This is a genomic window from Chamaesiphon minutus PCC 6605, from assembly GCF_000317145.1.
Classification (GTDB): domain Bacteria; phylum Cyanobacteriota; class Cyanobacteriia; order Cyanobacteriales; family Chamaesiphonaceae; genus Chamaesiphon; species Chamaesiphon minutus.
Window position 1 is genome coordinate 269,215 of the sequence record NC_019697.1, and the last position, 15,582, is coordinate 284,796.

Here is a 15,582-nt window from a genome sequence, read left to right on the forward strand (position 1 = left end):
TGGTGTAAGTTGAATTTACAATGGTAATTCTGACTCGGACTCTAGATTTTCGATCGATTGAATGCCGCGCGGATCGCCAAGTTTGAGTAGAGCAGCTTTGGCATCATCTCTCACCCCCAGATCTGCATCTTCTTCTAATACTTGAATCAGGGCATCGATCGCCGTAGCATACACCACATTCGAGGGTAACTCGCGACACAATCGACCCAAAGACCACGCACAATTACTCCGCACTGCGGCTAAAGGGTCGTTAATTAAAGCTTCAATAATCGGGGGAATCGTCGCGATTACTGCCTCATAACTGAGATCTGCGGCTTGTCCGAGCGCGCTAGCCGCCCACAACCTCACAGCCGAAATCTCTACCTTCAAAGAGCGTAGCAGGGGCTTGAGAGCGCGAATATCGCGACAGTTGCCTAAAGCCCAGACAATGCCCTTACGGACGTAACCATTCCAATCTCGATCGAGTTGAGAAATTAGCGGTTCGACAGCATCGGGGCTGGGATTGCGTCCTAACCCATAGGTAGCAGCAACTCTCACCAATGGGCAAGGATCGGCAAGCAAATCGATTAAATGTGGAATCGCTCTAGGCTCTTGAATCTCACAGAAAGCTCGCGCCGCCAACATTCGCTGAGCGGGAACTGCATGGGTAAGCAATCGCAACATTGCCTCTGGATCTGGCTGGAGCGGCTCTGGATTGGCATCTAATACTGCCAAAGTGTCTAGATTGTCCTCTAGACTATCTAGATCGACATCATCCTCTAGGAAGTTCGGATCTGCTTCGTAAACCATAATAAATACTCTAGCCTATGCCCATCACCAAAATCTAGTCCGAAGCTGTTATCTATCTACCTCGATCGCGACAGTTGAGGATCTATTGGCTGACAGTATTGAAGATCGAGCTATTATTGACTATCGATCGCATTATAGCAAAGTCAATGCAGCCAAAGCGATCGGCGATAACCGATTGGGTTTTTGATATTTAAGACTTGGGTCGTTGGTCGATCGAGATCGACCCTCAAAATGTTAGGGTAGCATCAAGATATTGCCCCTACCCTAACATTTTTCATTTGCGATTAGTTGGGATCGACAGCAGACTTGAGTTTGAGCTGAAGATCGGTGCCTTTTTTCAACACTACCTCGCCACCGGGACTCGATAGGACAAACGCCGTCGCGGCAGCAGCACCTGCGAGTTTACCATGTTTGAATTTAGTCTTATCGCCGATAAAGTTACCCGCGATCGTGCCACCTAAAATAATTCCGGCATTTTTGATAAATTGTCCTTTAGTTTTAGTTTCAACTTTGGTATTTACTAATGCTGCATCGATCGGCAAAAGATCGCCATTTTTAAGTTTGAGCTGGTCGAAAGCTAAATTCATTTGAGCTTTCTTACCTTTAGTCGCTTTAGTAACCTTTTCTAAATGTCCTTCGATCGTGGCATCTTTCAAGGCTGGATATTTACCGACAGAACCATTTTTAACTTTAATTACAAATCGATCGTTATCGCGATTTTTACCACTAGATAGTTCTTGTTGCAAATCGGTATCGATCGTAATTCCGGCTGGAATCACCGCCAAAGCACCAGCAGTTGCTGGTTTGTTAGTAGCGGGCGCAACAGTAGTTGCTGATTTTGTAGCAGTCATCGCACCAGTCGGAGCCGATTTAACTGTATCTACAGGCTTGTCAGCAACATTTTTACTGCAACTAGCTAAACTACCTAAAGATAGTGTTAACACTAATAACGAAACAGATTGTTTTAACATGATTTTAGACTCCACACTTTATACCACATCAAAAGTGAATGCGATTCACTGAGTCTAACATTTTGCCATCGATTAAACCATTGGCTATTTGTATGGAAACCTCTACTATCTACCTATACCTCGATCGCTAAATTTATACGTTTAGCTATTTAATTTTCGATATTTTACTTAAGTTAGGAGGGGGGAGCGGGGAGCGGGGGAGAGGAGGAGACAAGGGGACTGGGAGTGTCTTATTCTCAATCTGCAATCCACAATCCGCAATCGATCTACCCGCTCTTGCCTATCCACTATCCACTATCCACTCATCCACCCATCCACCCTTTACCGAAAAGTTGCTCCAGAGTACTCGCAACTGACTTTGCCGATAATTTCGCGACCCAGCCATGCCGTATTATGGGAGAGTGACTTGAGACTGGTTTTAGTCACCGTCCAAGCTGCTTGTGGATCGAAGAGGATGAATTGAGTGGGTGGGAACTGATGCAGACACTGAGCTGGATTGATACTTAGTGCCGTCCATAACTCGCGTGCCGATAACGTACCCGGAACTACTAGCTGTTGCCACAGTATCGGTAAGGCCAATTGTAACCCGATCGCCCCGGGTGGAGCTTCGCCAAAGGCTACGGTTTTTTCCTCGTAAGTATAGGCATGATGGTCGATGGCGATCGCGTCGATCGCCCCAGTTTTTATCCCCTCAATTAGGGCTAAACGGTCGTCAGCAGTGCCTAAAGGTGGATCGAGTTTAAAATTGGGGTTATATGTGGCAACATCGCTGGTATCGGCTAGCAGATGCAACCAGGTGGTGCTAGCGGTAATCGGGACGCCGCGCTGTTTGGCGGCGGCGACGATCTCGACGCCACGACGGGTCGAAATTCGCATTAGATGTACGGGGGTGCCAATATCGGCGATAATTTCGATCGTTGCTGCAAGGGCTGCGGTTTCACTACTGACGGGATCGACGGGCAAACCGTATCTGAGTGCAGCTACGCCCGCTCTGGCGACGCCATTACCGCGTAATTGACGATCGAGGGCGTACAATCCGATCGGGCGGTGGCAGGGTTGGAGATATTCGAGCAGGCGGCGGACGAGCGCGGGATTGGCAATGGCGTGTCCATCGGCCCAACCTGTAATATTAGTAGTCGCTAATTCGGCCAATTCTGTCATTGTTTTACCCTCTACGCCCTCAGTGAGCGCGCCCCAATAAGCGAGTTGGGGACAATTGGGAATGCGATCGGCGACTTGACGGTATTCTCGATCGAGACTGATAATACTGCTAGATCGATCGAGTGCGGGTAAAGTATCGGGGAGAATATTGACCGAGACAAAACCGCCCGCTTGGGCAGATGCGAGCAAAGAGGCGAGCGATTCGCGTTCTTCATGTCCTGGCGTACCGCTGTGGCTGTATAAGTCTACCAAGCCTGGGGCGAGGAGCAGGTGTTCGGCACGAGTAATATTTAGATCGTTAGGAAGTTGAGTGGTGGTGACAACTTCCTGCATAATCCCATCGATAACTAGAATATCGGCCACTCGTTCGTCCAGCCGTGCCGCAGATCCTGACGATGGCGGGGAGCTGCTGTCCTCGCTGACACTAGTAGGCGCGAAGATTCTAATCTGTTGAAATAATTGATTCATTACGATCCTACTACAATGCACCAGCAGCAGTTCGATCGAGAATGCCGCCTGAGAGATAACTGGTAAGATTGAGAGCTTGAATTACGGGTTGACCCTCTATGCCCTCTGGATAATCGATGACCGTAACCGCACCATTCCCTTGCTTGATCTTCCAGATATCGGCTAAACCGAGTCCCAGCAGATAACACAGTAACACCTTGTTGGTCGCATCGTGAGCGACGACGATGCCAGTTTGGGATTGGTTACCCACCTGCGCGAGAATTTGTTGCCATGCTGCCGTTGCCCGATTCCAGACGTCCTGGAGATTTTCACCTTCAGGCATTTGCACGGATTCGGGGTGAGTGTGCCACCGTTCGAGTTCGCCGGGATATGCTGCCTTAATTTCGGCTTCATATTTGCCTTCCCAGAGTCCGTGTCCGATCTCGCGCAAATTTGCATCCTCAACCAAGGTAATGTTGCGATCTTGAAGGATAATTTGGGCGGTTTCTTTCGGACGTAACATCGAACTGGTGAATCCAAAGTCGATGTGGATGGTTTTTAAAAATTCAGCGGCTAGACTGGCTTGTTTGCGTCCGAATTCGTTGAGCGGCACATCGATTTGGCCTTGAAATTTGCCAGCTCGATTCCAATCGGTTTCGCCATGACGCACCAACAAAAAGCGCGGCCCTTGATTATTGGGGCGCAGGGTGGGTAATTTTTGACCGAGATGATTGGTTTGATTGAGCGATTCCAACTGTACTCGTCGGCTCTGCTGCTCCTCTGGAGAATCGCCCCAATTCCCACTAAAATTCAGGACAGAGATGCCGCAATTCGACTGCTGGATGCTGTGATACATCTCCGGTTTGATGCCCAATGCCGTACTAATTAAAGCGCGATTGATGCCGTTGTGCGCCACGATTAAGATCGTTTGTCCCTGATGCTGCGGGAGGATTTCTTGCCAAAAGTTTGCAGCTTGCTCGTACAAAGCCAACACGGGGAAGAACTCGCGCTTGCTGCCATCAGCTTGCGGCAGAGACATTTTTAACTGGTGGGGGCATTGTTTCCAAGCTTGATATTGCTCGGCGTATTTTTCACGCACTTCCTGATTGAACATCGTCTCCCACAGTGGCAGATCGATTTCTAATAATCGATTGTCAGCTTGGAGTCGATCGAGTTGTCCTAAATTAGTCAGCACGGTGGTTGCTGTCTGCTGCGCGCGTTGCAGGGGGCTACAGTAAACCTTGTCAAAATTTAAGCCTTGAAATGCTTCGCCTGTAAGCCTAGCATCTTCGACACCCCGATCGGTCAGAATCGATAAATCGCTGCGCCCTTGAATGCGTCCTTGACTGTTATAGCTACTCTGTCCGTGTCGTAAAATGATAACTCGCGTACTCAAAGGTCTTGTCCTCTACTAGCTGACTAATTTTATCAGGATTTGAGGATTAAAGGATTGACAGGATTAAGTTGTCGGTACTCTCCACTATCGACTATCTAAAGCCTAAAGCCCACTTTGACGTAACGATTGCAATGATGTACATTGTGTATTGCTTCAAAACACTGTAGATCGGGCTAAACTAGTAGCTAGTTAACTGAATAGGCTAAAATTAAATACCATTGCAGATGCTTTACTATTGCACCATCTCAGAGTTTAGAGCAATAGTCAACCGATCGCTGCCAATCGAGTATTTTTCCCGATCGACACTTTCGGCTGATATTTTAATTATTTCTTCGTTTTTATCGAGTCTCGTGCTTAGATCGATTCCCCTCAGTATCGTCAGCTTCGCAAATGTCTAATTTGACCTCAACTATCGGTGGTTGTTACACTCTCCATACCTTTGAGACCTTACTTGATTTGTGGCAACAAATGGCACAGATGCTCGGATCTACCATTTGCTGTGCGACCAATGCAGATTTGCTCGAGGGTAGCTTGGCGAATCAAGAAATACCCGATACGAGTGTAGATTTGCTGGAAAATTTACCCCGATTTATCCTGCTTTGCTCGGAGCGGTTTCAAGCTTTACTCATTGGCACCATAGTGCTGGATTCGGAACCAGAGCAGGTCGAGATCGAGATTACTTTTTTGGCAACTGAGATCGAACAGTTTCTCAAGCCCTTAATTCCAAATCTGCCCGCAACATTACCGTTAATTACCGAGCCAAATTTTGTCAACGATCGCTATCTAGAAAACCATTTTGCCCAAATGAGTGCGAGCGTGTTGGCAATTGCCCACAGCCAAAAATCTGCCAGCTTTTCGCTATCCTCAGATTTACCCTCAGTGACATCGCAGGTAACCGATCGGCAAGAACCAGCCAGCATTGCATTCGATCGCCGCGAGATCGATCTTCAACAACAAGTAGCTCAAGCTAATCTACTCAATCAGATTATTACCCAAATCTATCAAACATTCGATCTGGCTGCCACGCTGCAATCGGCAGTCGAACAGGTACAAACCTTTTTACATGCAGATCGCCTAATTATCTATCAATTTGAATTTGATAAGAAAGCTAATACCAAAGATTTTGAGACCGCTCGTAGCGGCGGAAAAGTCGCTTATGAGTCGATCGGAACTGTCAATCTTCAATCTGTCTTAAACGTTTCAGAACGCGAAGATTGCTTCAACGATCGTCAATTATGGCAAAAGTATCGAGATGGCATGACTAAATCGATCGATAATGTCGATCGAGAATATGCTGCCGATCGATGTATGTTGGACTTGATGGAGCGATCGCAAATCCAATCTAAATTAGTAGTACCGATCGTGGTTAATACTCAATTATGGGGTTTATTAATCGCGCATCAATGCCACTCTCCACGCCATTGGCAAGTCCGAGAAACGCAATTCTTGCAAAAGGTAGCCGAACATTTAGCCCTAGCAATCGATCGTGCGGAGTTATATGCCGCGAGTCTTTGGCATAACCAAAATCTCGAACGGCGAGTTAACGAACGCACTAGAGAGCTAAGAGATGCCGTCCTCGTTGCCCAAACAGCAAATCAATCCAAAACTGATTTTCTAGCCCTCCTAAGTCACGAACTACGCACTCCCCTGACGAGTATTTTGGGTTTATCGGCGACGCTATTGCGGCTACCCTTACTCAATCTTAACGAGCGACAACAAAATTATCTCAATATCATTCATAATAGTGGCGAACATCTATCAGAATTAATCGATGATATTTTAGATTTTTACAAACTAGAAGTCGGTAAAACTTTTCTAAAAATAGGTGAGTTCTATATATCTAAACAAATCGAACAAGTAGTCGAAATCGTCAAGCCCAAAGCCGATTATGCCAAAATCGATATTCAAGTTGAAATCATCAATAATAACAGTTTGCCACTCAATGGTCGAGATCTGCGGTTTCGCGGCGATGCCAAACGGGTGCGGCAAATTCTATTAAATATTTTAACCAACGCCATTAAATTCACCCCCGATAATGGCACGATCGTAATTAGGGCTTGGTTGGAAGATGGCTTTGTGGTATTTGAAATTGAAGATAGCGGAATTGGGATTGAAGCCGAACAAATTCCCCGCTTGTTTAAGAAATTTCATCAACTCGATCGCAATTTCGATCGCGACTATGGTGGCATGGGATTGGGATTAGCAATTACTCAACAACTAGTCGAACTCCATGGCGGTTCGATCGAAGTCGAATCGGTGCTGGGTTCTGGCTCGACTTTTACCGTCCGCTTAGCCGCACAACCGCTACCAATTCCCGAACGCAATAATTGGCAGGAAATGGATCGTAAATTAGCATTCCAAGATCCCGAACTCAACCCCATTCCCAACCGAATTATTTTAATCGAGCATGATGAAGATTTAGCCACATTTATGTGCGATATTCTCACGGCTGCGAGATATCAAGTAACTTGGTTATTATCGGCGGAATCTTCATTTCGACAAATCTCGATGTTCGAGCCAAATTTATTAATTATCGATTTGGCACTAAATGCGAACATCGTCGATCGATTACTCGATAATATTCGGCGATCGAGTAAAATTGGCGATACTAAAATTTTGGCGATCGCGACTGAAGACGAGATTGTCAGTCCGATTAGTAAGAAATATATCGATGACTATTTATGGAAGCAAGTAAATCCCGAACATTTACTACGGAAAATTACTAAGCTCCTTAGCGCAGGGTGAACGCATCAAAATCGGGTGTAATTCGATCGATCAAAACTAGAATAGCTAACTCAATCGTACTTACTAACTAATTGCACTTATTACAATGCCAATTGAAACTAAAATCAAACATGAGATCCGATTAATTTAATTTAGTGTAGCAGAAAGCTCGACCAACTCATTAGTCAAGCCGAGATTAATTAGTGCAAATAAATTACAAAATAGCTTCTAAAAGTTCAGTTGAATATTCTTCGTCAAGTGTCGCCAAGAATCTCTTACTTCTAACACTTAACTTTCGACTTTTATTTTCACTAATTATGTTAACTGCTATATGTCGTAAAATCGCAAAATTAGCTGGAGCATTATCTTTCCTAATTCGACTATCATCTTCTTTAAAAGCAACATCAAGCACCCAGTGAAGAGAATTTTCTATCGACCAATGACTTCTAATTCCCTCTGCTAATTTTTGAGCATCGCTCTCTAGACTACTGATAAAATAACGAGTTTCTACACTCGTCTTTCCGCCGACAACTCGAACTGATTCTACCATGCCAATACTAGTTAACTTTTTCCATTTTTGCAGTGGATCTATTTGCTCCGCAACATCTGTTATCATTAAATAATTACGAATTTCTTCTCTACCTCTATTCATCTCTCTACTGTTGAAGCTACTCAGGTTGAGGTCTTTTCCCTGAGTTTCAATTGCTTGTTTAAATAGCTGCTTTACTTGTTTGTACAAGGTCGGTTGATTCTTTTTTACAGCAATTACATAATCTGCATCTTTTTCGACGATTTTTTTGACTATTTCTCTTTGACATCCCATTGCGTCGATGGTAACGATACATCCTGCTAAATCCAAGATTTGAATCAGTTCGGGAAGTGCTGTGATTTCATTAGATTTTCCTTCTACTTTCTTTTGACCTAATACTAATCTATTACTTGCAGCCCAGGCACTGACTGTATTAATTACACCTTGACCATTCTTTTCATCTCCTGAGTTTCGAGATTGTTTTCCATCAAAGGCAATTATTTCTCCTGCGGTTATTTTACTTATTCCTTTAATCCAACTCAGGAATGATTTATTAAATTCATCAGGATTAATTTGTGAAAATACTCTAGCAAATGTATCATGAGATGGGATTCCATTCGGTAGTTCTAGGAACTTTTCTAACCATTTTTTTCTGGCTATACCATACATTTCTATATCTATCCATCCGTCCGCCCCACATACTACAGCACAAATGGAGATCGTGATGATGTCGATTAGTTTATGTTTTTTTCCACGTTCAATCCTAATGTCTTCTATGTCGTCAAAGTGTTCTGCGATACTATGCTTAGGCTTCAGCTTCATTTTACATGATATTAGTTCCAAATCAACTTAACACAATTAATTAGCTAAAGCTATCGACGGGTATAGATTTCACATCTTTGATGAATCAAATTTACATCTAGTTTCTAAGTGTTTTTAATAATATAAGATTTAAGTGCGTTCACCCTGCTCCTTAGCGGTGTCGAAAGTAGGATACGGGAAGAGATTTAATCGATAATTGATAAGCTGTTAGTCATTTAATTGTCCTCGCCCGCCCCCCACTGTCTCGCTCGCTCGTAACCGTCGGGAAACAAAGGCGTGCGCAAATCGCTCCCAGCTTTCAGAAAATTTCGACAGTATCGCTGCCGATTAAAATCGGAGCTGATGTTGTAAAGTCCGCCTACGCGGACTGATTAACTAGTCCGCGTAGGCGGACTTTGCAACATCAGCCGAGACTTCTAGTCTCCAGGCATCTCCGATCCCGTTAGCATAGCCTGAGCGGAAAAACTTAGGTTATCTTAATTGAGCGCAGAACCTGCGGCAAGAGTGACGGGTTTGGTGCCGATAATTTGCAAGTGACGATTGTGATAAAAACCGCGTTTAAAGCCGGGGAACTGCCACTGATAACCGTCAGTATCGAGATGCGCCGCCATCAATTTCGACCACTCACCTACGCGGTGAGCCGCTCTTGATAACTTTAATGGTTCGACACTCAATCGCTGTGCTAATTGTGCTAGCTCTAATTTTAGAGTAGTGGCAATTTCACCCTGACTATCGATCGTCAAAATTGGGGCATCTTTAGCTTGAGTAAGCGTTGTTAGAATATCGCACACTCGATCGTTACCTTGTTGATGGAGATCGAGTAACTCTGTCAACCGATCGATCGCACTCAGAGAATGCGGCTCTACTGTGGTATTGCGGCAAGAATTTAAGAGCTGTGTGAGCGACTTAATTTGTGCTTGTTGCTGTTGAAGTTGTTGTTGATGAGTAGTCAAAGTTTGATGGACAGATTGAGCCAATCTGTCGAACTCTCGATCGAGAATTGTCATAAAGTTTAGGTGCAGGTTAAGGTGAAGATGTTCGGAAAAAACGTAGGTTTGGATTCGTGCTAAAAATCTAAGTACGTAGGCAAAATTAAATATAAAGTCTATCTAGGTTGAGCTTCAAAACTCACCTCCAACAACAGCAATGTTTTCTGTACGGTGGCTCTTTTATATTTAATTGAACTTAATTACTTAGGTTCGGTCGTAAAAATAGGAATGTTCGTGGAGATGCAGCACCAAATTGATGTCGGGATCTAGCCATTAACAAATTACGCGGTGGAGTGTGCGCGCTTTGACAGTTTCTACCCCATGCTATAGTTCCCGATTTAAACTCGATCGCAACAGCTTTCCCCAAACTTAATTTGAGACCAATTCGCTTGAGTAGGGCTACAGATGGCAGCAGAGAGAGTAGAGGTTAGCGATTCGCGCACGCCTTTGTTTCCTGACGGCTACGATCGACCGCCGCCTAAGCGGCGCGCAAGCTTCGAGACAGAGAGTAGAAGGGATGTGGAGTCGAAGCTTAAAGAATTGGTATGAGACGATCCTCTTTTTTTACTACCTCCGATCGCGAAAAATGTTTGGTATATCAAGGAACAGTTTTGCTAGTTTGAGGGGTAGATAGTTGAGCTACTGGAAATCGCGCTCCATATTTGAGGTTATTAAATTTGCCACGAAGTGACCTAAAACCCCTTAAGATAGATCGGAATTCATAATTAACCACTAACTTCTCATCACTACCCTCTAACACATCCCCATCCACCCATCCACCCATCCACCCATAACCCTATGCCGCGCCGGACTGACATACACAAAATCTTACTCTTAGGTTCTGGACCGATCGCGATCGGACAAGGGTGTGAATTTGACTACTCTGGCACTCAGGCTTGTAAAGCACTTCGCGAAGAAGGTTATTACGTCATTTTGGTCAACTCCAATCCGGCGACCATTATGACCGATCCAGATACAGCAGATCGCACCTATATCGAACCGTTAACCCCAGAGTTGGTCGAAAAAGTAATTATTAAAGAGCGTCCCGACGCTCTGCTACCAACGATGGGGGGACAGACAGCTTTAAATATTGCCGTGAGTCTGTCCAAATCTGGAGTACTGGATAAATATGGCGTAGAATTGATCGGTGCGAAATTACCCGCGATCGAAATGGCCGAAGATCGGTTGTTATTTAAGGAAGCGATGGCGAGGATCGGGGTGCCAGTTTGTCCGTCAGGTATCGCTACCAGCCTGCTAGAGGCTCGAGAAGTTGCCAAACAGATTGGGACGTATCCGCTGATTATTCGCCCCGCATTTACCCTTGGGGGTGCCGGAGGTGGGATTGCTTACAATCAAGAAGAATTTGAAGCGATCGTACATACCGGACTAGATGCTTCACCTGTAGACCAGATTTTGGTCGAAAAATCGCTGCTGGGTTGGAAGGAGTACGAGCTAGAGGTGATGAGGGATCTAGCGGATAATGTGGTAATTATTTGTTCGATCGAGAATATCGATCCGATGGGGATTCATACAGGCGATTCGATTACCGTCGCTCCCGCGCAAACGCTGACGGACAAAGAATATCAGCGGCTGCGGGATGCTTCGATTAAAATCATTCGCGAAATTGGCGTCGAGACGGGGGGTTCTAATATTCAGTTTGCGGTACATCCCCACACGGGTGAGTTTATCGTCATCGAGATGAATCCCCGCGTCAGTCGTTCTTCGGCATTAGCATCTAAGGCTACCGGATTCCCGATCGCCAAATTTGCGGCTAAATTAGCGGTAGGTTATACTCTCGACGAAATTCCCAACGATATTACTAAAAAAACACCCGCTTCCTTCGAGCCGACGATCGACTATGTGGTGACCAAAATCCCTCGGTTCGCCTTTGAAAAATTTGCGGGTTCTTCGCAAACACTGACCACTCAAATGAAGTCCGTCGGCGAAGCCATGGCAATCGGACGGACATTCCAAGAGTCATTTCAAAAAGCCTTACGCTCGCTCGAAATCGGTCGATTTGGCTGGGGTTGCGATCGCGATGAATCGTTACCCTCGATCGAACAAGTCCGTTCGATGCTGCGAACTCCGACACCCGATCGGATCTTTAGCATCCGCCATGCCATGCAACTGAAGCTGTCTGTAGAAGACATCTATGAGCTGACGGGAGTCGATCCGTGGTTCCTAGATAAAATGCAAGATATCCTCACCACCGAATCCTTCCTCAAAACCCAACAATTAACATCGCTTACCAAACCGCAATTATGGGATATCAAACGGCAAGGTTTTAGCGATCGACAGATTGCTTATGCCACCAAAACTACCGAAGATATCGTCCGCACCTATCGTAAATCGTTGGGCGTAGTTCCCGCTTACAAATTAGTCGATACCTGCGCCGCCGAATTTGAAGCCGAGACGCCTTATTACTACTCCACCTACGAAGAAGAAACCGAAGTCATCCCTTCCACCCGTCGCAAAGTAATGATCCTTGGCGGCGGCCCCAATCGGATCGGCCAAGGGATCGAATTCGACTACTGTTGCTGTCATGCTGCCTACGCACTCAGCAAGCAGGGATTTGAAACGATCATGGTCAATTCTAATCCTGAAACCGTTTCTACCGATTATGACACCAGCGATCGCTTATATTTCGAGCCGCTAACCAAAGAAGACGTCTTAAATATCATCGAAGCCGAGCAGCCAGAAGGAATTATCATCCAATTCGGCGGCCAAACTCCGCTCAAATTAGCCGTACCGCTCCAATCATATTTAACCGCCCAAGCCAACGAACCCAACGGCGTCCAGACCAAAATTTGGGGGACTAGTCCCGATTCGATCGATATGGCCGAAGATCGAGAACGGTTCGAGCTAGTCTTGCGCCAATTAGACATCCAACAGCCCGCCAACGGCATGGCGCGCGATTATGATGACGCCCTCTTGGTTGCCAATCGGATCGGCTATCCCGTCGTCGTCCGCCCCTCATACGTCCTCGGCGGACGCGCGATGGAAATCGTCTATTCCGACACCGAACTCGAACGCTATATGACCTATGCGGTGCAGGTAGAACCCGATCACCCCATTTTAATCGATAAGTTCTTAGAGAATGCCATAGAAGTCGATGTAGACGCCATTGCGGACGCATCTGGGCACGTCGTCATCGGCGGCATTATGGAGCACATCGAGCAAGCTGGAATTCACTCAGGAGATTCTGCCTGTTCGTTACCTTATGTCTCGCTCTCTGACAATACGATCGCGACAATTCGCCAGTGGACGGTACAACTGGCTCGATCTCTCAAAGTCATCGGCTTGATGAATATCCAATTCGCCGTTCAAGGCGATCGAGTATACATCATCGAAGCCAATCCCCGCGCCTCGCGCACCGTCCCCTTCGTCGCCAAAGCCACAGGCGTACCGCTCGCAGGTTATGCCGCACGGATTATGTCTGGCGAAACCCTCACTAGCTTGGACTATACCGCCGAAGTGATTCCGACCCACATTGCCGTCAAAGAAGCCGTCTTACCCTTCGACAGATTTCCAGGTACCGATACAATTTTGGGGCCAGAAATGCGATCGACAGGCGAAGTCATGGGCATCGATGTCGAATTCGGACGCGCATACGCCAAAGCCGAACTCGCCGCCGGACAAAAATTACCCCTCACGGGCAAAGTCTTTATCTCCACTAGCGATCGCGATAAAATCGCCGTCGTCCCCGTAGCTCGCGATCTGATCGCTCTGGGCTTCAAAATTATCGCCACATCCGGTACCAAAAAAGTCTTGGAGGAACACGGCTTAGTCGTCGAGTCAGTCCTCAAACTCCACGAAGGTCGCCCCAATGTCGTCGATATCATTAAAAACGGCCAAATTCAACTAATTATCAACACCCCCTCTGGTGAAGAAGCCCAAGCCGACGGCAAACTCATCCGCCGCACGGCATTAGTCTACAAGATCGGCATGGTCACCACGATCGCTGGAGCCAAAGCCACCGCCGCCGCCATCGCCGCCCTCCAATCGCACCCCCTAGAAGTCAAAGCCCTCCAAGACTACATCGGCCTCGGTCGTTAAATAATCGATCGTCCCTAAAAAATTCCCTTCTTTTCGAGACCCTACGTCAACGCGTAGCATCTCGAAGAGAAGGGTAGGGTGAGTCACAATCCTCACGATCGTCCTCACAGCGCACCAAGCAGCCAGACAAGGTAAGACAGTTTAACAGCCCAGGGTAGCCACAGGGGGTAACCCTTATGGCTAAATGTATAGAGGTGTTAACTGTTGTGTTTCTTACCCCAACAGTGCTTCGATATCTTTAGCAATATCCTTCGGATCGGTATTTGAGCCATAGCGTTTGACAACCTTTCCACTACCATCGACCAAAAACTTGGTAAAATTCCATTCGATCGCTTCTGTTCCTAAAATTCCTGGTGCGGCTTTCTCTAAATACTTAAACAGTGGATGAGCACTGGCACCATTGACATCGACCTTTTGAAATAACGGAAAAGATACGCCATATCTGGTTTCGCAAAAAGACTGAATATCCTGCGCGCTACCTGGCTCTTGTTGTCCGAATTGGTTGCAAGGAAAACCTAATACTGCAAATTCTTTGCTAGCATATTTATCCTGCAACTCTTGCAAACCTTTATATTGAGGGGTATAACCACACTGACTGGCGGTATTGACAATCAGCAAAACTTTGTCGCGATAAGTACTCATCTCGATGGGTTGACCTTCAATGCTGGTAGCAGAAAAGTCGTAAACAGTTGATGACATAAGAATTTTTGCAATTTGTAAATACTGACTTACTTATTATTATGGAAGTATCTCAAACTTGCTAGGCGCGATGAAACGACTTGTCATTGTCGGGGGAACTGGAGATGCACTGCAATTAGCCAAACGCGCGATTCTCTTGCAGAGAGGCTTCGCCAACGATCTACCAGGGTTAGAAGTAATTACCACTCTCGCGGGCAGAACTCGCGAACCGAACTCGATTTCCGGCTCGGTGCGAATCGGTGGCTTTGGCGGCGAAGCTGGTTTGATAGACTATTTGCAGACAGAGAAAATCGATCTCATTATCGATGCTACCCACCCATTTGCGGCGCAAATTTCTTGGCATGTGGCAAATGCCGCGACTGAGGTGGGGATGCCCCGATTGATGCTCGTGCGCCCCGCGTGGACGCGTTCGCCTGAAGATAATTGGATTGAGGTGGAGAGTATCGAAGCGGCGATAGCGGCGATTCCAGCTAGCGCAGAGCGAATCTTTGTAACGATCGGCAGACAACAACTCGCCCCATTTGCCAATCTGACAGATCGCTGGTGTTTGATGAGATCGATCGATCCGCCCGATCCGAGTATCCCATTACCACCGGGCAAATTATTACTCGATCGAGGGCCATTTAATCTCGAAGCAGAACGTCAATTATTTAAAGAGTATCAAATTCAAGCGATCGTCAGTAAAAATAGCGGCGGCGATGCTACTTATGCCAAAATTATTGCCGCGCGGGAGTTGAGTTTACCAGTGGTAATGGTACAACGTCCGATCGTACCTGATGGCGAACTGGTTGCAGATGTAGCAGGTGCGATCGAGTGGTTGCAGCAGCGACTGTAATCAATGGCGATCTTGTTAAAGATGCTCTATAGCTGCGCCGATCGCTCAGAGAAGAACATATTTCTTTACTAAGTAGATGGGCACAATTAAATATAAAATACCGCGTAGGGTGGGCAGTGCCCACCATCTAGGTTTCAGGCATAATCTATTTGATAAATAATTGC

At 46.2% G+C, this 15,582-nt stretch carries 11 protein-coding genes; 4 read left to right on the forward strand and 7 right to left on the reverse strand.

Translation table 11 applies throughout. The features are described 5' to 3' along the window. Positions 1-15: 15 nt before the first annotated feature. The 4 genes from CHA6605_RS01285 to CHA6605_RS01300 form a co-directional block, all read right to left on the reverse strand. Positions 16-789, reverse strand: a complete 774-nt coding sequence (locus tag CHA6605_RS01285; RefSeq protein WP_015157743.1) for a HEAT repeat domain-containing protein — start codon at positions 787-789, stop codon at positions 16-18. A 284-nt stretch (positions 790-1,073) separates the two neighbouring features. Further along, positions 1,074-1,760, reverse strand: a complete 687-nt coding sequence (locus CHA6605_RS01290; RefSeq protein ID WP_015157744.1) for a hypothetical protein — start codon at positions 1,758-1,760, stop codon at positions 1,074-1,076. A 321-nt stretch (positions 1,761-2,081) separates the two neighbouring features. Further along, positions 2,082-3,389 (reverse strand): dihydroorotase, encoded by a 1,308-nt coding sequence (locus CHA6605_RS01295; RefSeq protein WP_015157745.1) that lies wholly within the window; start codon positions 3,387-3,389, stop codon positions 2,082-2,084. 10 nt (positions 3,390-3,399) lie between these two features. Next, positions 3,400-4,764 (reverse strand): histidine phosphatase family protein, encoded by a 1,365-nt coding sequence (locus tag CHA6605_RS01300; RefSeq protein WP_015157746.1) that lies wholly within the window; start codon positions 4,762-4,764, stop codon positions 3,400-3,402. A 390-nt stretch (positions 4,765-5,154) separates the two neighbouring features. Here CHA6605_RS01300 and CHA6605_RS01305 point away from each other — a divergent pair, with 390 nt between their 5' ends. Further along, the gene (locus CHA6605_RS01305) at positions 5,155-7,509 is read left to right on the forward strand and encodes an ATP-binding protein (RefSeq protein ID WP_015157747.1); all 2,355 of its coding nucleotides are present in this window, start codon (positions 5,155-5,157) and stop codon (positions 7,507-7,509) included. A 193-nt stretch (positions 7,510-7,702) separates the two neighbouring features. Here the strand turns inward: CHA6605_RS01305 and CHA6605_RS01310 are convergent, their stop codons facing one another. Both CHA6605_RS01310 and CHA6605_RS01315 read right to left on the reverse strand, forming a co-directional pair. Beyond that, positions 7,703-8,839: an ISAs1 family transposase gene (locus CHA6605_RS01310; protein WP_015157748.1), complete on the reverse strand. Its 1,137-nt coding sequence runs from the start codon at positions 8,837-8,839 to the stop codon at positions 7,703-7,705. Between the two features lie 476 nt (positions 8,840-9,315). Beyond that, positions 9,316-9,846 carry a hypothetical protein gene (locus tag CHA6605_RS01315; protein WP_015157749.1) on the reverse strand — a complete coding sequence of 177 codons (531 nt, stop codon included), beginning with the start codon at positions 9,844-9,846 and terminating at the stop codon, positions 9,316-9,318. A 387-nt stretch (positions 9,847-10,233) separates the two neighbouring features. Between CHA6605_RS01315 and CHA6605_RS33480 the strand changes: the two genes are divergently transcribed. Both CHA6605_RS33480 and carB read left to right on the forward strand, forming a co-directional pair. Further along, positions 10,234-10,377 (forward strand): hypothetical protein, encoded by a 144-nt coding sequence (locus CHA6605_RS33480; protein ID WP_157259709.1) that lies wholly within the window; start codon positions 10,234-10,236, stop codon positions 10,375-10,377. A gap of 249 nt (positions 10,378-10,626) precedes the next feature. Next, on the forward strand, positions 10,627-13,884 hold the full coding sequence (gene carB, locus CHA6605_RS01320) for a carbamoyl-phosphate synthase large subunit (protein ID WP_015157750.1): 3,258 nt from the start codon (positions 10,627-10,629) through the stop codon (positions 13,882-13,884). Between the two features lie 213 nt (positions 13,885-14,097). Here carB and CHA6605_RS01325 read toward each other — a convergent pair whose 3' ends face one another. Continuing rightward, positions 14,098-14,583: a glutathione peroxidase gene (locus tag CHA6605_RS01325; protein ID WP_015157751.1), complete on the reverse strand. Its 486-nt coding sequence runs from the start codon at positions 14,581-14,583 to the stop codon at positions 14,098-14,100. Positions 14,584-14,653: 70 nt separating this feature from the next. Here CHA6605_RS01325 and CHA6605_RS01330 point away from each other — a divergent pair, with 70 nt between their 5' ends. Beyond that, positions 14,654-15,418, forward strand: coding sequence for a cobalt-precorrin-6A reductase (locus CHA6605_RS01330; protein ID WP_015157752.1), 765 nt, complete (start codon positions 14,654-14,656; stop codon positions 15,416-15,418). Positions 15,419-15,582: the final 164 nt, after the last annotated feature.